The organism is Azospira restricta (genome assembly GCF_016858125.1).
GTDB classification, from domain to species: Bacteria; Pseudomonadota; Gammaproteobacteria; order Burkholderiales; family Rhodocyclaceae; genus Proximibacter; species Proximibacter restrictus.
On sequence record NZ_CP064781.1, the window covers coordinates 1,330,651 to 1,348,834 of the forward strand.

General features: G+C 70.1%; 17 protein-coding genes. 4 read left to right on the forward strand and 13 right to left on the reverse strand.

Features of this window, described 5'->3' with window-relative positions; all coding sequences use genetic code 11:
- From IWH25_RS19020 to IWH25_RS06510, 5 genes are all read right to left on the reverse strand, one after another.
- Nucleotides 1-1,410: a DHA2 family efflux MFS transporter permease subunit gene (locus IWH25_RS19020; protein WP_238999019.1), complete on the reverse strand. Its 1,410-nt coding sequence runs from the start codon at nucleotides 1,408-1,410 to the stop codon at nucleotides 1-3.
- A 43-nt stretch (nucleotides 1,411-1,453) separates the two neighbouring features.
- On the reverse strand, nucleotides 1,454-2,260 hold the full coding sequence (locus tag IWH25_RS06495) for an oxidoreductase (RefSeq protein WP_203388511.1): 807 nt from the start codon (nucleotides 2,258-2,260) through the stop codon (nucleotides 1,454-1,456).
- A 40-nt stretch (nucleotides 2,261-2,300) separates the two neighbouring features.
- On the reverse strand, nucleotides 2,301-5,369 hold the full coding sequence (locus IWH25_RS06500) for an efflux RND transporter permease subunit (protein WP_203388512.1): 3,069 nt from the start codon (nucleotides 5,367-5,369) through the stop codon (nucleotides 2,301-2,303).
- Nucleotides 5,366-6,493 (reverse strand): efflux RND transporter periplasmic adaptor subunit, encoded by a 1,128-nt coding sequence (locus IWH25_RS06505; RefSeq protein ID WP_238999020.1) that lies wholly within the window; start codon nucleotides 6,491-6,493, stop codon nucleotides 5,366-5,368. The genes IWH25_RS06500 and IWH25_RS06505 overlap by 4 nt, the downstream gene beginning before the upstream one ends.
- 84 nt (nucleotides 6,494-6,577) lie before the next feature.
- Nucleotides 6,578-7,195, reverse strand: a complete 618-nt coding sequence (locus IWH25_RS06510) for a TetR/AcrR family transcriptional regulator (protein ID WP_203388514.1) — start codon at nucleotides 7,193-7,195, stop codon at nucleotides 6,578-6,580.
- Nucleotides 7,196-7,288: 93 nt separating this feature from the next.
- Between IWH25_RS06510 and IWH25_RS06515 the strand changes: the two genes are divergently transcribed.
- Together IWH25_RS06515 and IWH25_RS06520 are read left to right on the forward strand one after the other, a co-directional pair.
- Complete coding sequence (locus IWH25_RS06515) at nucleotides 7,289-8,770, forward strand: efflux transporter outer membrane subunit (RefSeq protein ID WP_203388515.1); 1,482 nt, start codon at nucleotides 7,289-7,291, stop codon at nucleotides 8,768-8,770.
- Between the two features lie 168 nt (nucleotides 8,771-8,938).
- Nucleotides 8,939-9,289 (forward strand): hypothetical protein, encoded by a 351-nt coding sequence (locus IWH25_RS06520; protein WP_203388516.1) that lies wholly within the window; start codon nucleotides 8,939-8,941, stop codon nucleotides 9,287-9,289.
- 64 nt (nucleotides 9,290-9,353) lie between these two features.
- On the opposite strand, the gene draG is transcribed toward IWH25_RS06520, so the two are convergent.
- The 8 genes from draG to nifL all read right to left on the reverse strand — a co-directional run bounded on the left by draG (nucleotide 9,354) and on the right by nifL (nucleotide 16,798).
- Complete coding sequence (gene draG / locus IWH25_RS06525) at nucleotides 9,354-10,319, reverse strand: ADP-ribosyl-[dinitrogen reductase] hydrolase (RefSeq protein ID WP_238999021.1); 966 nt, start codon at nucleotides 10,317-10,319, stop codon at nucleotides 9,354-9,356.
- Nucleotides 10,298-10,870: a nitrogen fixation protein NifQ gene (locus IWH25_RS19025; RefSeq protein ID WP_238999022.1), complete on the reverse strand. Its 573-nt coding sequence runs from the start codon at nucleotides 10,868-10,870 to the stop codon at nucleotides 10,298-10,300. The genes draG and IWH25_RS19025 overlap by 22 nt, the downstream gene beginning before the upstream one ends.
- 19 nt (nucleotides 10,871-10,889) lie before the next feature.
- Nucleotides 10,890-11,177, reverse strand: coding sequence for a 2Fe-2S iron-sulfur cluster-binding protein (locus IWH25_RS06530; protein ID WP_203388518.1), 288 nt, complete (start codon nucleotides 11,175-11,177; stop codon nucleotides 10,890-10,892).
- Nucleotides 11,178-11,213: 36 nt separating this feature from the next.
- Nucleotides 11,214-11,645 (reverse strand): ArsC/Spx/MgsR family protein, encoded by a 432-nt coding sequence (locus IWH25_RS06535; RefSeq protein WP_203388519.1) that lies wholly within the window; start codon nucleotides 11,643-11,645, stop codon nucleotides 11,214-11,216.
- Nucleotides 11,645-11,923, reverse strand: coding sequence for a 4Fe-4S binding protein (locus IWH25_RS06540; protein ID WP_203388520.1), 279 nt, complete (start codon nucleotides 11,921-11,923; stop codon nucleotides 11,645-11,647). Before IWH25_RS06540 ends, IWH25_RS06535 begins: the two co-directional genes overlap by 1 nt.
- 45 nt (nucleotides 11,924-11,968) lie before the next feature.
- Nucleotides 11,969-13,438: a nitrogenase cofactor biosynthesis protein NifB gene (gene nifB, locus IWH25_RS06545; protein WP_203388521.1), complete on the reverse strand. Its 1,470-nt coding sequence runs from the start codon at nucleotides 13,436-13,438 to the stop codon at nucleotides 11,969-11,971.
- Between the two features lie 194 nt (nucleotides 13,439-13,632).
- Nucleotides 13,633-15,252 (reverse strand): nif-specific transcriptional activator NifA, encoded by a 1,620-nt coding sequence (gene nifA, locus IWH25_RS06550; RefSeq protein WP_275403836.1) that lies wholly within the window; start codon nucleotides 15,250-15,252, stop codon nucleotides 13,633-13,635.
- A 22-nt stretch (nucleotides 15,253-15,274) separates the two neighbouring features.
- A complete protein-coding gene (gene nifL, locus IWH25_RS06555; RefSeq protein ID WP_203388522.1) occupies nucleotides 15,275-16,798 on the reverse strand; it encodes a nitrogen fixation negative regulator NifL in 1,524 nt (507 codons plus the stop codon).
- 253 nt (nucleotides 16,799-17,051) lie between these two features.
- Here nifL and rsxA point away from each other — a divergent pair, with 253 nt between their 5' ends.
- Nucleotides 17,052-17,630 (forward strand): electron transport complex subunit RsxA, encoded by a 579-nt coding sequence (gene rsxA / locus IWH25_RS06560; RefSeq protein ID WP_203388523.1) that lies wholly within the window; start codon nucleotides 17,052-17,054, stop codon nucleotides 17,628-17,630.
- A gap of 25 nt (nucleotides 17,631-17,655) precedes the next feature.
- On the forward strand, nucleotides 17,656-18,183 hold the full coding sequence (locus IWH25_RS06565; protein ID WP_203388524.1) for an RnfABCDGE type electron transport complex subunit B: 528 nt from the start codon (nucleotides 17,656-17,658) through the stop codon (nucleotides 18,181-18,183).
- Nucleotide 18,184 lies beyond the last annotated feature (1 nt).

Consider the following 18,184-nt stretch of genomic DNA (forward strand, 5'->3'; position numbering starts at 1 on the left):
TCACGCGCTGTTGACGACGACTTTCGACAAGGTGTTGACGGGCAGGCACAAAACAGCGGTGATCAATGCCAATGCCATGTGGCACAGGTAGACCGAATTGAAATCCGCACGCTGCAAACTGGCGCTGCCAAGCAGCAGCACGGTCAGGGCAACCCCCATCACCGAGCCGATTTGCCGTATCGCCTGGTTGATGGCACCGCCTACGGCGTAACGGTCCGCGGGCAAGTGGCTGACGGCTGCGCCCGACAGCGAGGGCAGCACCATGCCCACGCCAGTGCCGCTGAGCAGCATGCCCGGCAGCCAGTGCGTCAGGTACGCGGGTTCGGTGCCGGGCACCAGCAAGAACCACAGCGCGCTGGCCGCGTAGATCAGGCAGCCCAGCACCAGCAGCGGGCGGTGACCATGCCGACTCGCCAATCGACCTGACCAAGCCGCCACCGGAACCACCAGCAGCGGTCCGGGCGCCATCGCCAGGCCGGCCAGCGGCAGCGGGTAATGCCAGATCGAATTCATGTAGAAGAAGAAGGCGAAGAACATCATCGAGAACGCGGTGCCGAAGCTCAACATGGCAAGATTGGCGTAGCGGTAGGTGGCGTTGCGAAATAAACCCAAGTCCACCAATGGCGCGGTGGCAACCCGGGCCCAGGCGACAAATCCGAAGACGCTCGCCAACCCGATGCCGGCGGTAGTCAGCAGCTCGCGGCGTGACCAGTCGGGTGACTCCGCGTGCACGATGGACAGCGCCAAGGCGCCGATGCCGACGATCAGCAAGCCCATCCCCGCCAGGTCCAGCGGGCGCCCCCGGGTTGGCTGCCTGGCCTCCGTCAGCAGTATTGCGCCGCGCCCGATGGCCAGCATGCCCAAGGGCACGTTCAGGTAGAACGCCCATCGCCACCCGAGCGACGCGATCACGAAGGCGCCCAGGCTGGGGCCCACCGCCGCAGCCAGACCGCCGACCGCGCCCCATAGGCTGACCGCCACCGCCCGCTTGTTTGTCGGGAAGGCCGCCAGCACGAGCGAGAGCGATGCCGGCGTCAGCAAGGCCGCGCCCAGGGCCTGCAGCGCTCTTGCCGCGACCAGCCACTCCACGCTGACCGCCAGGCCGCAGGCAACGGAAGCCGCCAGAAACAAGGCAACGCCAACGAGAAACACCTTCTTGCGCCCATGTCTGTCGGCCAACCCGCCGGACGGGATCAGCATCGCCGCATAGACCACGGTGTAGGCGTTGAGCACCCACGAAAGGTCTGCCGCAGTGGCCTGCGGAAAACCGGCCCGCAGGGCGCTGAAGGCGGCGAACAACATGGTGCCGTCCATCGAGACCAGAAACACCGCCACGCTGGCCACCCAGAACACCGGCCACGGTGACCCGGTGCCGGGGGGGATGTCTGGCAGCGCCTGCGGGGTGGTCATGGGATTCATCGAGTGCCGGCGACAGTTCAAGCGGCGGACCGATTCAGGCGAGCCCAAAGGTTTTTCTCAGGCCTTTCTCGACCGGGCCGGCCGGCAGGAAACGGCGCAACCTGGCCAGAAGCGAGGCCTCGCCCTTGGGCGTATGCCGCATCTTCCACGCGCCCAACGCGGCATCGACGATCGTGCCGGCGACCCCGTCGGGCACCGGCGCTTTTTGGACGTTTCCCTGAATTGCCCGGGAGACGGCCCCGCGCTCGGCGTCGTAGGCGGATATCCTGGCGGCCGCCCGGGGCGCATTGGCGTCCAGCCTGGTCCTGGTGAAGGCAGGCTCGACCAGCGCCACGCGGATTCCGAACGTGCGCACCTCGTGATCCAGGGTCTCGGACAGCCCCTCGACGGCATGCTTGGACGCCGAATAGAGCCCCATGTACGGCGCCGGAAGAAAGCCGAGCACCGAGCTGACATTGACGATTCTTCCCGAGCGTTGCGCACGCATGTGCGGCAGCACCGCTTGCGTCGTGCGCAGCATGCCAAAGACGTTGGTATCGAACAGCGACTGCGCCTCGGCAATCGAGGTTTCCTCCGTCGCGCCGAGCAGCGTCACGCCGGCGCTATTGACCAGCACGTCGATGCGCTCGGCCTGGTCGATGACGGTCCGGATTCCCTGTTGCACCGACGCTTCGTCGCGGACATCCATCTCGACCAGCACCACACCGGGCACGTCGGTCGTCCTGGCTATGCTGCGTACGGTGCCGAACACGCGGCAGCCCTGCTTGGCGAACTTCTCTGCGGCGGCACGGCCGATGCCCGACGACACACCGGTAACGACGACGACTTTGGAATTTGACATGGGAATTCCTTTCATAGGAGTGGATTGAGGCGACATCGGATCAGTGTTGCGAGGTGACGGGTCTGATCCTGAACCAGATGGCATACATCGCCGGCAGGAACGCCAGCGTCAGGATCGTCCCGGCGAAGGTGCCGCCGATCAGCGTGTAGGCCAGCGTTCCCCAGAACACCGAATGGGTCAGCGGGATGAAGGCCAGGATCGCCGCCAGGGCGGTCAGGATCACCGGGCGCGCGCGCTGCACGGTGGCTTCGACCACGGCGCGGAACGGATCCAGCCCGGCCTGTTCGTTTTCACGAATCTGTCCGATCAGGATCAGCGTGTTGCGCATCAGGATGCCCGACAGCGCGATCAGGCCGACCAGTGCATTGATGCCGAAGGGCTGCTGGAACAGGATCAGCGTCGGCACGACGCCGATCAGCCCGAGCGGACTGGTCAGGAAGACCATCACCATGGCCGCCATCGAGCGCACCTGCAGGATGATGATGAGCAGGGTGATTGCCAGCATGATCGGGAACAGCGGCAGCATCGCTTTCTGCGCCTTGCCGGATTCTTCGATGGAGCCCGCCTCCGCGATGCGGTAAGCGCTCGGCAGCTTTGCCATGATGGGCTGGAGCTGCTGGGTAATGGCCGTGGACACGTCCGGCGGTTGCAAGCCTTCGGCGATGTCGCCGCGAACGGTGATCGTCGGCATGCGGTCGCGTCGGCGCATGATCGGCTCTTCCATGTGCACCTCGACCTTGCCCACCTGTGACAGCGGGATGCGCTGCCCGTTGGCGCCAGCCAGCGTGAAGTCGCCGATCCTGGCCGGATCGAGCCGGTTGCTGCCCGCCGAGCGCGCGACGACCTGCACCGTGCGAATGTCCTCACGCACCGCGGTGACCGGAATGCCGCTGAGCAGGAATTGCAGTTGTTGCGCCACGGAACTGGAAGTCAGCCCGACGACTTGCAAGCGGTCCTGCTGCAAGGTGAAGTGCAGCGTGGGCACGCGTACTCCCCAATCCGTGTTGACCGTGCGCATCAGCGGGCTGGCGTCCATGACCTGCTGCACCTCCGCCGCCACTTTGCGCAACACCTCCGGATCGGGGCCGCTGACCCGGTAGGCCACCGGGAAGGGCGAATAGGGGCCGAACACCAGTTGCGTGACGCGCAAGCGCGCCTCGGGGGCCAGGCCGTCGGCGATGGCCTGCCGCAGCCTGAGTTTCAACGCTTCGCGCTCGTCCTGGCTGTCCGTGCGCACCACGATCTTGGCGAACGACGGATCGGGCAGTTCCGGTCCCATCGAGAAGAAGAAGCGTGGCGCGCCCTGGCCGACGTAGGCGGTGACGATCCTGGCTTCCTCCTGCTGGGCCAGCCAGGCTTCCACCTTCTCCGCGGCGGCGCTGGTCTGGGTGATCGACGTGCCATAGGGCATCTGCACCTCGACCAGCACTTCCGGGCGGTCGGAAATCGGGAAGAACTGTTTTTTGACCACGGCCATGCCGAGCACCGACACCACGAAGAGACCGACCACCGAGCCGGCGACGATCCACTTGCGGGCAATGATGCGCCCCAGCAGTTGACGGAAGCGGTTGTAGCGCGGCGTGTCGTAGATCGCATCGTGACCGCCTGCGAACTTCTTGAAGTCGGGCAACAGCTTGACGCCGAGATACGGCGTGAACACCACGGCCACCACCCACGACGCGATGAGCGCGATGCCCACGATCCAGAACATGTTGCTGGTGTATTCACCGGCCGTGGAGCGGGCAAAGCCGTTGGGCATGAAGCCGACCGCCGTGACCAGCGTGCCCGACAGCATCGGCGCCGCGGTATGGCTCCAGGCATAGGCCGAAGCCGCGAGGCGGCTGTAGCCTTCTTCCATCTTCACCACCATCATCTCGATGGCGATGATGGCGTCGTCCACCAGCAGACCCAGCGCCAGGATCAGCGACCCCAGCGTGATGCGGTCGAAATTCTTGCCGGTCGCGAGCATCACCGCAAAGACGACGGCCAGCGTCAACGGCACGGCTGCGGCGACCACGAGGCCCACGCGCCAGCCCATGCTCAGGAAGCTCACCAGCATGACCACCAGCACCGCGGCGAAGAACTTGACCATGAACTCATCGACCGCTGCGCTGATGTTGACCGCCTGGTCGGTGACCTTGGTCAGGCTCATGCCCAGCGCTTGCTCGGCGTTGATCGCGCTCACCTCGCTCTCCAAGGCCTTGCCCAGGTCGAGCCCGTTCCAGCCGTCGCGCATGACGACGCCGAGCAACAGCGCCGGTTCGCCGCCGTTGCGGATCAAGAACGTCGCCGGATCTTCATAACCCCGCTTCACCGTGGCGATGTCCGCCAGCTTCAGCGTGCGCCCCTGCGCCACGACGGGGGTGCTGCGGATCTTCTGCAACTCGTCGAAGGCGCCGTCCAGGCGAATGAACACTTCCGGCCCCTTGGTCTCGACCGAGCCGGCCGGCGTCAAGGCGTTCTGGCTGTTGAGCGCGGCGAACACGTCCTGCGGGCTGATGCCCAAGGTTGCCAGGCGCTCGTGCGAAAACTCGACGTAGATGCGTTCCGACTGCTCGCCGACGATGTTGACCTTCTTCACGCCCGGCACGTGCAGCAGGCGCTGGCGCAGCGTTTCCGCGTCGCGAACGAGCTCGCGCTGCGGCACGTCCGTGGCCTTGAGCGCGAACAGGGCGAAAGTCACGTCGGCATATTCGTCGTTGAGGAATGGCCCGATCACGCCGGGCGGCAGGTTGCGCACTTCGTCGCCGACCTTCTTGCGGGCCTGGTAGAACTCTTCCTGCACTGCCGACGGAGGCGTTTTGTCCAGCAGGGTCAGCGTGGTGAAAGCCAGTCCAGGACGGGTGTAGGTCTCGCTGCGGTCGTACCAGCGCAACTCCTGCAAGCGCTTTTCGATCTTCTCGGCGACCTGATCCTGCATCTCCTGCGCGGTCGCACCGGGCCAGGCGGTGATGATCGTCATCACCTTGATCGTGAATGAGGGGTCCTCCGCCCGCCCCAGCTTGAAGAAGGAGATGACCCCGCCCAGCGAGATCAGGAGGATCAGGAACAGGGTGATGGCGCGTTCGCGTACCGCCAGCGCCGACAGGTTGAAACGGCTTCCGCTCACGGACGCACTCCCTCGCTGGCCGCGCCGGCGGCCTGGCCGGCCACCCGGACCTGCTCGCCGTCGCGCAGCAGATGGGCGCCGAGCGTGACGATCCGGTCGCCTGGCTTGATCTGACCGCTGACGCGGGCGCCGTCATCCGCGATGCGCTGCACCGCGACCGGGCGCCAGGAAACCTGGGCCGGCTCGCCGCTCACGACCCATACCCCCGGCCCCTTGCCGGCATCGAACAGCGCACCTATCGGCACCTGCCAGTCCTCCTGGGCGGAAGGCTGGCCCTCCGCAATCCGGACCGTCACCGTGGAGCCCAAAGGGGCGTTGGCCAGTTCGCCCGCCAGCACGTAGCGCGCCTCGAAGGTGCGCGTCTGCGGGTTGGCGGCATCCGACAACTGGCGCAGTTTCGCGGCGCCGGTGAGCCCGCTGCCGTAGAGGGCCGCCTGCGCCGCGGAGCCGATCGCCGGGCGCAGGGTTTCGGGGAGGTGGATGAGCGCCTCGCGGCGCCCGGCATGCGCCACGCGGACGACCACCTGCCCGGCCGCGACCACCTGGCCCGGCTCCGCCAGCGTCTCCACGACGACGCCGTCGGCGTCGGCGAGCAGGACCGCGTAGCCAGCTTCGTTGCGGGCCACGTCGGCCTGCGCCTGCGCCGCCTTGAGCTCGGCCCGCGCCGAGTCGGCGGCGGCCTTGATCTTGTCGTAGGCCGAGGCCGACACCGCCCCGGCCGCGACGAGGTCGCGGTAGCGCGCCTCGTCCTCGGCGGTCTGCCGGGCGCGCGCCGTGGCGGCGGCGACGGCCTCGTCGTGGGCGCGCGTGGCCAGCCGCAGGTCGGTGGGGTCGATGCGCATCAGCGGCTGGCCACGCCTGACGGTTTGCCCGCTATCGACCAGGCGCTCGAGGAGCTTGCCGGGAACGCGGAAACCGAGGTCGCTCTGCACCCGCGCCGCGACGACGCCGGTGAACGAACGCTCGGCGTGGACGGCGGCCGCCACCGTCCCCACCCGCACGAGGGGCGTCCGGGTCCGCGGATCGTTGGCAGAGGTGGCGTCGCCGCATGCGGCCAGAACCAAGGGCAGCAGGCCGGCGACGAGGACGGGCAGGGGGAAGGGAATATTGCGGCGCTGAAGCATGGCGACCTCCGGGAACACGAAGGCCTCCATCCTCCAACTAGTGACTATTATTGTCAATAGTCACTAGCACATTCTTTGATCGCGCTATGGGGCTAGGCTGCGCAGCACCAGGTTCGACAGCCGGGTCGGCGCGTCCTCGACGAGGTCGAGGTTGTGCTGGAGCAGCAGCGGATTCACATAGGGCTGCATGACCAGGTAGATCGCCTGCACCGTCTCGTCGAGCGGCGTCTTGCGTTCGAACTCGCCGCTTTCCCGCCCCTCGCGGACGATCTCCGCCAGGATCTGCCGGATGCGCTCGCTGTAGGCGCGGGCGGACGGCCAGCCCTCGCCGGCGGAATGCGCGGCGATGTCGTACAGCTTGCGGTCGTTGAAGAACAGGCTGACGCCGGTCGTCACCAAGGCCTTGAACATCCGGCGGAATTTCTCTGTCGGCGTGCTCGCGCCGGCCACCGCCTCATCGACCGCGGCGACGATGGCGCTCAAGGTCTTGGCGCAGATGGCCTCGCCGATGGCCTGCTTGGAATCGAAGAACTTGTAGATGTAGGCCTTGGAAAAGCCGATCGCCTTGGCCAGGTCGGAGACCGTGGTCTTGTCGTAGCCGTAGTGGCTGAAGTGCTCGCCGGCCGCCTCGACGATCTGCTCGCGGACGCTGTGGTCGGCGGGGCCGCGGGCCTGCGGGGCGGAAGACTCGATTTCGCTCATGGGGAAAACAATACCTCGTATGCAATAGCTTGACAACTAGTGACTATTTTGGATTATAGTCACTGCAGCAGTTCAACTCCGCGAAGGACTTCCATGTTCGCCCATCCCCGCACCCTCGCCCTGCTTCTCGGTCTCGGCGTCCTCACGGGCTGCGCCGTCGGCCCCGACTACCGGGCGCCCGAAATCGCCCTGTCGTCCGCCTTCCTCGGGCAGCCGGGGGTCGATCAGCGGCCGGCTCGGCCCCCGGCAGACCTGAGCGTCTGGTGGGCCGCCTTCGACGATCCGCTGCTGACGCGCTTCGTCTCGCTGGCCCTCGAACAGAACCTGGACATCGCGCAAGCGGCGGCGCGCGTCGCCCAGTCGCGGGCGGCCTTGCGCTACGCCGATGCGGCGCTGCTGCCGGCGGCCAACGCGAGTATAAGCGCTGCGCGAGCCTACCAGTCGGTCGAGACGCCGCTTGGGCAGGTGCTCGACGCCGCGCCCGGCTTCGACCGCAGCGGCCGCGCCTACGAGGCCAAGCTCGCGGCGAGCTGGGAGATCGACGTGTTCGGCGGTCTGCGCCGGGGGCAGGAGGCCGCCCGCGCGGCGTACGAGGCCAGCGAAGCCGGCGCGGTGGCGACGCGGCTGGCCGTGGCCGCGCAGGCGGCGGACGTGTACGTGACGATCCGGGGGCTGCAGACGCGCATCGCGATCGCCCGGCAGCAGGCGGAGACCCGCCGCCAGTTGCTGGCGATGGTCCGGCTCCAGTACGAGAAGGGGATCGCCGCCGAACTGCAGATGAACCAGGCCGCCGGCTCGCTGACCCAGGCCGAGGCGCAGATCCCCGTGCTGGAGGCCGGCCTCGATGCGGCGATGAGCGCGCTCGACGTGCTGCTCGCGGTGCCGCCGGGAACCCACCGCGCCGAACTGGCCGCGGCGGCGCCGATCCCGGTCGCGCCGGGGTTGGCCGGGAGCGGCACCCCGGCCGAGATGATCCGGCGCCGGCCGGACCTCATCGCCGCCGAGCGGCGCCTGGCGGCGGCCAATGCACGCATCGGCGTGGCGGTCGCCGAGTACTACCCGAAGTTCTCGCTCGCCGCCCTGCTCGGCAGCGCCACCGCGATCGCCAGCGGCAACCTGTTCACCGCCGGCGCCGGCCAGGCCCAGGGCGTCCTCGGGCTGCGCTGGCGCCTGTTCGACTTCGGTCGCGTCGACGCGCAGATCGAGGCCGCGCGCGGCCAGGAGGCCGAAGCGCTGGCGGCCTGGCGGCTGGCCGTGCTGCGGGCGGCCGAGGACGTCGAGAACGCCTTCTCCGCCCTGGTCAAACGCGAGGCCCAGGTCGGCGTCCTGACGCGGGGCGAAGCGTCGTTCGCCCGCGCCCGCGAGAACTCGCTGGCCGCCTACCAGGGCGGCATCGTCAGCCTGATCGAGGTGCTCGACGCCGACGGCAATCTTTTGCAGGCGCGCGACGCCAAGGCGCAGGCGCAAACCGAGGCGGCGCGTGCCGCGATCGCCTCCTTCCGGGCCTTGGGCGGCGGCTGGGACGCGAGCAGCAAGCGTCTCGCCGGCGAGCTTTCCGCTGCCAGTCACCGGTAAGCGAAATGACCGCTACAGGCCCTTCATGCGGGCTCGTCACGGGCGCATCGAGCGCCTTCGGCGAGGAGTCCGCCCGCCATGAACGGACGACATGGAATTACCCACCGGGCGGTGCCGAGCACCCACGTGACCGTCCGCCGACTGCTTCATCCGAACAGGAGACTCATCATGAATACGATCCTGGCAATGTCCGGCATTGCCCTCGTCCTTTCCGCCCACGCCGCGCTGGCCGATTCCGCTCGCCGGCTGGATCCTCACGAGCAGGCGCGGCAGTTGGTGCTGGGTGCGACCCTGGATGCGGCCGCCATCCGCAGCACGACGACCTCCGTGGCGCTGGCGCCAACGGATCCGCATGAGCTCGCGCGTCAGCGAATCGTCGTGCCGCCCGCGACCGGTGCCGCGATGCGGCCTACGGAAGGGCGCCTGACGATCGATCCGCACGAGCGTGCGCGCCGCATGATTCTGGGAAGTCCGGACGAGTCGGGGAGCAGTTCCTCCGCATCCAGCCGCTGGCGATGAAACAAAACAGGCGACGGCGCCCCGGACGCCGCACGCCACTGCCGCACTGCAGCGGGCAAGGGCGCTAGGCGACGGGCTGACGCGCGCAGGCGCCGAGCAGCGCCTCGGCCTGCGCCGCGCACTGCGCGCGCACCGCCGGGTCGAGCGCGCGCAGCCAGCGCGCCGGAATTGCCGCCAGCCCGTAGCAGGCGCCGGCGAGCATGCCGGCGATGGCGCCGGTGGTGTCGGCGTCGCCGCCGCGGTTGACCACGTCGACCAGGCAGTCCTCGAAGCCGTCGCTGGCGAACAGCGCCTGCAGCACCGCCTGCAGCGTGTCGACGACGTAGCCGCTGGGGTTCTCGCGCGGCCGGCGGGTGCCGGCGAAGGCCGGCACCCGCTCGTTCAGCGCGGCGACGCGGCGCGCGCGCACTTCGTGCAGCGCACGGCCGGCGAGCAGGTCCTGCACCATCAGCGCCAGCGTCTCGCAGGCGGCATCCGATACCTCGTTGTGGTGCGTGACGTGCGCCTGCGCCCGGCAGGCGGCGATGGTCTGCCGCTCGGGCAGGCCGAAGCAGGCCAGCGCCACCGGCAGCACGCGCATCGCCGCGCCGTTGCCGGCATCGTGCTCCGATGGCCGGCTTTCGGGGACGCCGCTGCGGCGGAAGGCGACCAGGTTGCGGCGCACGGTGTTGCCGATGTCCACCGGCTTTCCCCGCATCCAGCGGTCGAAGGCCTCGGCCACCCGCTGTGCGTCGACGCCGCCGGCGGCGAGGATGGCCTCGCCGAGCGCCAGCGACATCGTCGTGTCGTCGGTGACCTGGCCGGGACGCAGGTGCAGCCAGCCGCCGCCGACGATCTCGCGATGCACGCCGAACTGGTGGCGGATCTCCTTGGGGGTCATGAACTCGACGCTGGCGCCGAGCGCGTCGCCGATCGCCAGCCCGAGGTAGGCCGCCTGCGCCCGCTCGACCGGCGCCGGTGCCGGCACCGGTGAAATGCGCCGCTGCTGCCGCAGCGTACCGCGGGCGATCAGCTCTCCGAACCAAAACACCGCGCGTAGTCCAGGCAGTCGCCGCACGACGGCGCCGGGCAGACGTAGATGCCTTCGCCGCGGCAGTACTGGCGGTAGAGGAACTTCTTCCACTTCATGTCGGCGCCGTTGGCGCGCGCCAGCGCCGGGAAGTTGATCCACAGCAGCCGCGTCAGCTCGTCGCGGGAGGCCAGCCCGAGGTCTTGCCAGAGGTGATCGCGGCCGGCGCAGGCGGTGGCGACGACGCGCGCCATCCACTCCTCCGACTCGTGCGCGCCGGCACGGTGCGCGAGCAGCAGCGTGCGCAGGTCGTCCCATTCCGGGATGCGCTCGGCACGGCGCTGCGGCGCCGGCGGCAGCGGTCCGGGGAACAGTTGCTCGGCGACGCGCGCGAAGCCGGTGCCGCCCAGCCCGAGGTGCGGCGGCAGCATGCCGTCGCCGGCGCGCTGGCCGGCGATCAGGCTGGCCAGCAGCTCGCGGTTGGGGTCGCCGAGCGGCGCGCTGCCGGCGCGCCGCGCCAGCAGGTCGGCCTGCAGCAGGCAGCGGTACTGGGCGCGGCCGTTCGACGACATGGCGTTCGGCTGTCGCCGCTCAGGCCGGGCGGACGACGATCTCGCCGCCGAGGAGCTGTGCCTGGCAGGCGAGGCGCTGCCCGCGCGGTACCAGGTTGTCCTTGAGCACCTGGTCCTCGAGCAGCGACGGCGGCGCCAGTGCCTCGCCGCCGGCCAGCACCTGCGTCAGGCAGGTGCAGCATTCGCCCTCGCGGCAGCCGTAGGGAATGCCGGCGCCGACGTGCTCGGAGACGTCGATCAGCCGCGAGCCGGCGGGCACGGTGACGGTGACGCCGATGTCGGCGAAGGTGACTCTGGCTTTCGGCATGCGCTTTTTCCTCCCTTTTCTCCCGCTGGGCCGGCGTCAGTCTGCCGGCGTTGCGCAGCGGTCGCCGTCGTCGCCGGCCGCGCAGCCTTCGCCGAGGTCGGCGGGGACGGCGGCGCCGTTCAGCCCGATCCAGGCGTCGAGGGCGGCCGGGTCGAAGCCGACGCGGCGTTCTCCGCCCGCTTCCAGCAACGGCCGCCGGATCAGCAGCGGGTCGGCGAGCAGCAGGCGCAGCGCGGCCTCGAAGCCGAGGTTCTCGGGCACGACCTCGCCCGACTTCAGCGCCGGCGCGCTGCGGTTGAACCACTCGGCGACCGGCAGCGGGCCGAGGAAGGCGAGCAGGCGCTCGGCGCTCCATGGCGTCGCGAGTAGGTCGCGAAACTCGACGGCGTGGCCGGCGGCGACGAGCAGCGCGCGCTGCCGCGCGTTGCCCCGGCAGCCGGGCTTGCCGTAGAAGACGACGCGGGCCATCAGCGGCGCTCCGCGCGCAGCCCGAGCTCGGCCAGCGCCGCCGGCGGCAGGCCGCTCAGCGAGCCGGGCGGGTTGAGCGGGTCGCCGAGCTCGCCGACGATCGCGCATTCGATCGGGCAGATCGCCGCGCACTGCGGCTCGGCGTGGTCGCCGAGGCATTCGCTGCACTTCGCGTCGTCGATCAGGAAATGCGGGCGGTCAGCGTAGATCGCCTCGTTCGGGCAGACGTCGATGCAGGCCCAGCAGTTGACGCAGACTTCGGTGATCTGGAGTGCCATGGTGCTTTCTTCCTCGTGCTTCGCGGGTCTCGGTCCCGGGGTCGTTCAGGCTGCCTGTCGCGCCGGCGCCGGTTGCGCCAGCCGGCCGGCCGCCGCCATTTCGCGATAGACCGCGCGCACCGCGTCCTCGATCGGCTCCAGCGCGTGCTCGCCGTTCGGCGCGATGCCGGCGGCCTCCAGCCGCCCCCACGGCTCGAAGCCGATCTTCGCGCACAGCACCGCCTCGCAGCCGGCGAGGGCGGCGATCGTGCGCTCGAGGATCGCCTCCGGCGCCACCTCGCCGCAGCCGTCGGCGCCGCCGCAGTAGAGCTCGGCCAGGCGGTGGCCGATGAAGCGGACGCCCTGCGGCGAGGCCTCGTAGACCAGGAACTCGCGGGCGTGGCCGAAGTGCTCGCCGACGACGCCGTTCTTCGCCGCCACCGCCATCAGCACCGGCCGTCCCGCGGCCGGCAGCGCGGGCGCCGGTGCGCGTGCCGCCTCCATCTGCCCGATCAGCGCCGCGTGCACCTCCTGGCGGCGCGCCATCGCCGCCGCGTAGTCGATCTCCAGCGCGGCGACCTTGTCCAGCGTGAACTCGGCGCCGCGGTCCTCGCCGAGCAGGCCGACGGCGTCGGCGCGGCACTGCCGGCAATGGCGCATCATCGCCATGTCGCCGGCGCATTCGTCCTGCAGCGCCTGCAGCTCGGCGGCGCTCGGGCCGCGCTGGCCGGTCAGGCCGTACCAGGTGCCGTGCTCCGCCTCGGCGATCAGCGGCATGACGTTGTGCAGGAAGGCGCCCTTCGCCTTCACCGCGCGCGACACCGCCGGCAGGTGGGTGTCGTTCACTCCGGGGATCAGCACCGAGTTCACCTTGACCAGGATGCCGCGCGCGACCAGCATCTCCAGCCCCCGCTGCTGCTGTTCGATGAGCACGCGCGCCGCCTCGACGCCGCGCAGGCGGCGGTTCCGCCAGTAAATCCACGGGTAGATGCGGGCGCCCACCTCGGGGTCGAGGCAGTTGATGGTGATCGTCACGTGGTCGATGTTGTGGCGGGCGATCTCGTCGACGTACTGCGGCAGCATCAGGCCGTTGGTCGACAGGCACAGCTTGAGGTCCGGCGCCTTCTCGGCGAGCTCGCCGAAGGTGGCGAAGGTGCGCTGCGGGTTGGCCAGCGCGTCGCCCGGTCCGGCGATGCCGAGCACGCTCATCTGCGGGATCGCGGCGGCGACGGCGAGCACCTTGCGCACCGCCTGTTCCGGGTCGAGCAGCTCGGAGACGACCCCCGGGCGCGACTCGTTGGTGCAGTCGTACTTGCGGTTGCAGTAGTTGCACTGGATGTTGCAGGCCGGGGCGACGGCGACGTGCATGCGCGCGAAGTGGTGGTGCGCCTCTTCCGAGTAGCAGGGATGGTCCTGCACCTTGCGGCGGACCTCCGCAGGCAGGTGGGCGAGCGCGTCGGGCGCGCTGCCGCAGCCGCTCGCCTTGCAGCCCCCGCTCGTCGCGGCGGGGGCGTTGCTGATCACGGGCAATTCCACGATGCGGGCTCCTGGTCAGGGTTCGCGAGGAGTTCAGCAAGCCCTGTGCCAATCGGCAAAGGGCCGTTGCATCAAGGGATTGGCGGCGGGCGGCGGGCCGCCTGTCGCGGCTTTGTCGCAAAGCCGACAAGGCGGCCCGGGGGCGGTTCAGTGGCGGGAGAAGAGGTCGCGCAGCGGGCGGTCGGCGGCGCGCGTCACAGCTGCTTCATCTCGATGTTCAGCGTCTGCACGCGGTAGGCGATCTGCCGCGGTGTCATGCCGAGCAGGCGGGCGGCCTTGGCCTGCACCCAGCCGGCCTGTTCGAGCGCGGCGATCACCCGCTCGCGCTCGGACAGCGCCGGGTCGTCGAGTGCCGGCGAGGCGGCCGCCGGGGAAGCGCCGGCGGCGGTCGCCGGTTCCCCGGCGAAGGCCGGGCGCGGCACGCTGCGCCGTTCGCGGCCGCCGGGGAAACGGATCTGGTCGGCGTCGATGCGGCCGTCCTCGGACAGCACCGCGGCGCGTTCGAGGCAGTTCTCCAGCTCGCGCACGTTGCCCGGCCACGGGTGCGCAGCCAGCCGGTGCAGCGCGAGCTCGCTCAGCGCCAGCTTGCGCCGCTGGTTGTCGCCGATCTTGCCGAGCAGGTGGCGGGCGATCTCCGGGATGTCCTCGATGCGCTCGCGCAAGGGCGGCAGGTTGAGCGGCATCACGTTCAGGCGGTAGAACAGGTCCTCGCGGAAATCGCCCATCTCGACCGCGGTCTCCAGGTCGCGGTGGGTGGCGGCGATGATGCGCACGTCGACCTTGATCGTGCGGCTGCCGCCGACGCGCTCGAACTCGCCTTCCTGCAGCACGCGCAAGAGCTTGGCCTGGAAGGCCGCCGACACTTCGCCGATCTCGTCGAGGAACAGCGTGCCGCCGCTGGCCTGCTCGAAGCGGCCCTTGCGCCCCTCGACGGCGCCGGTGAAGGCGCCGCGCTCGTGGCCGAAGAGCTCGGATTCGAGCAGGTTCTCCGGCAGCGCCGCGCAGTTCAGCTTGACGAAGGCGTTCCGGGCGCGCGGCGAGTTGTAGTGGATCGCGTTGGCGATCAGTTCCTTGCCGGTGCCGGTCTCGCCGCGGATCAGCACGGTGGTGTTCCAGCGCGCGACCAGCCGTGCCTGCTCGAACACGCGGCGCATCACCGCCGAGCGGCCGACCATGTTCTCGAAGCCGTACTGGTGGCGCATCGAACGGCGCAGCGAGTCGCACTCCTCGCGCAGGCTGCTCTTCTCCTGCTCGACTTCGAGCGCCAGGCGCAGGCTCTGCCCGATCAGGTTGGCGACCATCTCGACGAACTGCGCGCGCTCGTCGAGCAGGCCGTCCTCCGGCGTCTCCGGCTGCACCGCGAGGATGCCCTTGAGGTGGCCGCCGACGCGGATCGGCGTGGCGATGAACGGCAGCTCCGGACGGTAGATACCGAGCCGGTTGAGGAAGCGCGGCTCGTCGCTGACCCGCGCCAGCTTGATCGTGCGCGGCTTCTCCAGGATGAGGCCGAGGATGCCCTCGCCCGGGCCGTACTCGATCGGCGGCAGCCCCGCCGATTCCGGAGCGTGCAGCGCGTGGATGACCAGGTTGCCGCGCGTCGGGTGCACCACGCTGATCAGGCCGCGCGTCAGCGCCGCCTCGTCGTGCAGCACGCGCAGCACCTCGCGCAGCGTCTCGTTGAAGTCGAGCGAGCGGCTGAGCACGCGGCTGACCGCGTAGAGCGCGCCGAGCAGCAGCTGGTTGAGCTCGTGCGAGCGGCAGTAGCCGGTGTGCGGGTTGTGCTCGCGCGGCGGGCAGATGGGCAGGTCGGTCACGATGGCTTCGCCTCGCCTCGGTTCAGATCGGGTCGCCGTCGACGCGGAACTCGACGACCACCGCGCAGCCGCCGCTCGGGCTGTGCTCGAGGTCGATGATGCCGCCGTGGTCGGAGACCACCTGCTGTGCGCGCGACAGGCCGGTGCCGATGTGCTGGCCGCCGTTCTTCATCGTGAAGAAGGGCTCGAAGGCCTTGCTGCGCCATTCCTCGGGGATGCCCGGGCCGCTGTCGGCGATGCACACCGCGATGCGCTCCCGGCCGGCGCTGCTCTGCACCAGCAGCTCGCGCTGCCGCCAGCCCTTGACGTTCATCGCCTCGATCGCGTTGTCGATCAGCGCCTTGAACAGCATCGACAGCTGCACCGGCCGCCCGGGCAGCGCCGGCAGTGTCGGCGCCGGCCGCCAGTCGACGACGATGCCGGCGGCGAGCAGGCGCGGCGTGCTGATCTCGAGCACGTCGCGCAGGATCTCGTTGAGGTTGACGCCGACCGGCAGCGCCTGCGGGCTCTGCGGGATGACCAGGCGCAGGCTCTCCAGGTGTTCGCCGGCGGCGCGCAGCGCGTCGTCGAGTACGCGCGCGCTGACCGGGTCGCGCCGCTGCAGCACGGCCACCGCCGAGCTCATCATGTTCATCGGCTGGCCGAGGCGGAACAGCGCCGCCGACAGGCCCTCGCGGATCGCCGCGGTGCGTTCTTCCTCGGCCAGCACCGCCTTGCGCGCCTCGGTGCGTGCCCGCTCCTGCTCGCTGCGCAGGTCGGTGACGTCGCTCACCGTCAGCAGCAGGCCGGGCTGCCCGCCGGCGCAGAAGTAGCTATCGGCGCAGTCGCTCTGCATGTCCACCACCGAGACGGTGGCTGACAGCCAGCGGGCGCGGCCGGCGGGCCGCTCGATGCGCGTCTCGCGGTGCGGAAAGGCGCACTGCGCCGGCGCTTCGGCGAGCAGGCGGCGCCAGTCGGGGTGCAGCGCGTCGAGCAGATGGTGCGCCGGCTCGCGGCAGCCGAGGTCGGACACCAGCTTCTTGTATTCGAGGTTGTCGAGGATCACGCGCCCGCTCTGGTCGAGCAGCGCGAAGGCCGCCGGCGCCGCATCGACGACCGACTCGATCAGCTTCTTCTGGTTGCGGATGACGCGTTCCAGCCGGTGCAGTTCGGTCACGTCGCGGTGCATGCCGAGGTAGTGCGTGGTGACGCCGCGGGCGTCGAGCAGCGGCGTGATGGTCAGGTCGGCGAGGTACAGCGCGCCGTCCTTGCGCCGGTTGAGCAGGCGCCCGGACCACGGCCGCTGCGCGCTGAGGGCCGTCCACATCGACTGGTAGAGCGCCTGCGGCGTCGTGTGGTTGGAGAGCACCGACTCGTTCCGGCCGATGATCTCGGCCGGCGCGTAGCCGGTGATGCGCATGAAGGCGTCGTTGGCGAAGAGGATGTTGGCCTGCGGATCGGTGATCGAGATCGCCAGGTCGGCCTGGTCGACCGCCGCGCGGAAGGCCTCCGCCGGCAGCGCGGCGGGCGGCGCGGACGGGCGGCGGGCGGGGCTGGCGGTCGGCATGGCGGTGTCCTCGGCAAACGGTGTCGCTTTCGTCTAGCAGGTTCCGTGCCGCGGCCGCAGCGGCGCCCGCCGGCGCCGGCCGGCAGGCGCTTGCGCGGGTTTGCGACGAAATGGCTGTCGGCTTTGCGACATTGGCGCCGCACCAAATTCGTGCGTCATCGCCGGAAGGCGCGCCACGACGGCGCCGGCGGCGATCGGCGCGGCCTTGGCACGGCTCGTGCAACGACCCGGCCAGGGAAAGGAGGGCGAGGTGATGAGCGAATTCCTGTTGCTGCTGCTGTCGACGGCGCTGGTGAACAACGTCGTGCTGATCAAGTTCCTCGGCCTGTGCCCGGTGATGGGCGTGTCGAAGAGCATGGACGGGGCCTTCGGCATGGGGCTCGCCACCACCTTCGTCGTCACGCTCGCCGCCGGTGCCTCGTGGCTGCTCGAGAACTGGCTGCTGGCGCCGCTCGGGCTGGGCTACCTGCGCATCCTCACCTTCATCCTGGTGATCGCCGCCGTCGTGCAGTTCACCGAGATGTTCATCAGGAAGAGCAGCCCCGCGTTGTACCAGTCGCTGGGCATCTACCTGCCGCTGATCACCACCAACTGCGCGGTGCTCGGCGTCGCGCTGCTCAACGCCGACCAGAAATTCGGCCTCGCGAAGAGCCTGCTCTACGGCTTCGGCTCGGCGCTCGGCTTCACGCTGGTGCTGCTCGTCTTCGCCGGGCTGCGCGAGCGCGTCGCGCTGGCGCGCGTGCCGGCCGCCTTTGCCGGTGCGCCGATCGCCTTCGTCACGATCAGCCTGCTGGCGCTCGCCTTCATGGGCTTCTCGGGTCTCAACGTCTAGGTCTCAACGCCAGGAGGGAAGAACGATGATCGCCGCCATCCTCAGCCTCACCGCGCTCGGCGCGCTGCTCGGCGTCGCGCTCGGCTGCGCCGCCCGCTTCCTGCGCGTCGAGGGCAACCCGCTGGAAGACGAGATCGGCGCCCTGATGCCCGGCTCGAACTGCGGCCAGTGCGGCTTTCCCGGCTGCGCCGGCGCCGCCGCGGCGATCGTCGCCGGCAGTGCCGCACCGACCTGCTGTCCGCCCGGCGGCAAGGCGCTGGCCGTCGCCGTCGCCGCCCGCCTCGGCTTGAGCGTCGACCTGTCGGCGCTCGCCGACGACGGGCCGCGCATCGCCGGCATCGCCGAGGAGCTGTGCATCGGCTGCTGCCGCTGCAGCAAGGTGTGCCCGACCGATGCCGTCGTCGGCGCCGCCAAGCAGATCCACACCGTGCTGCGCGAGGCCTGCACCGGCTGCGGCAGCTGCGTCGACAAGTGCCCGACCGAGGCGCTGCTGCTGCAGCCGGTGCCGCCGACGCTGCAGCACTGGGTGATGCCGAAGCCGCTCGCCGCGTGAG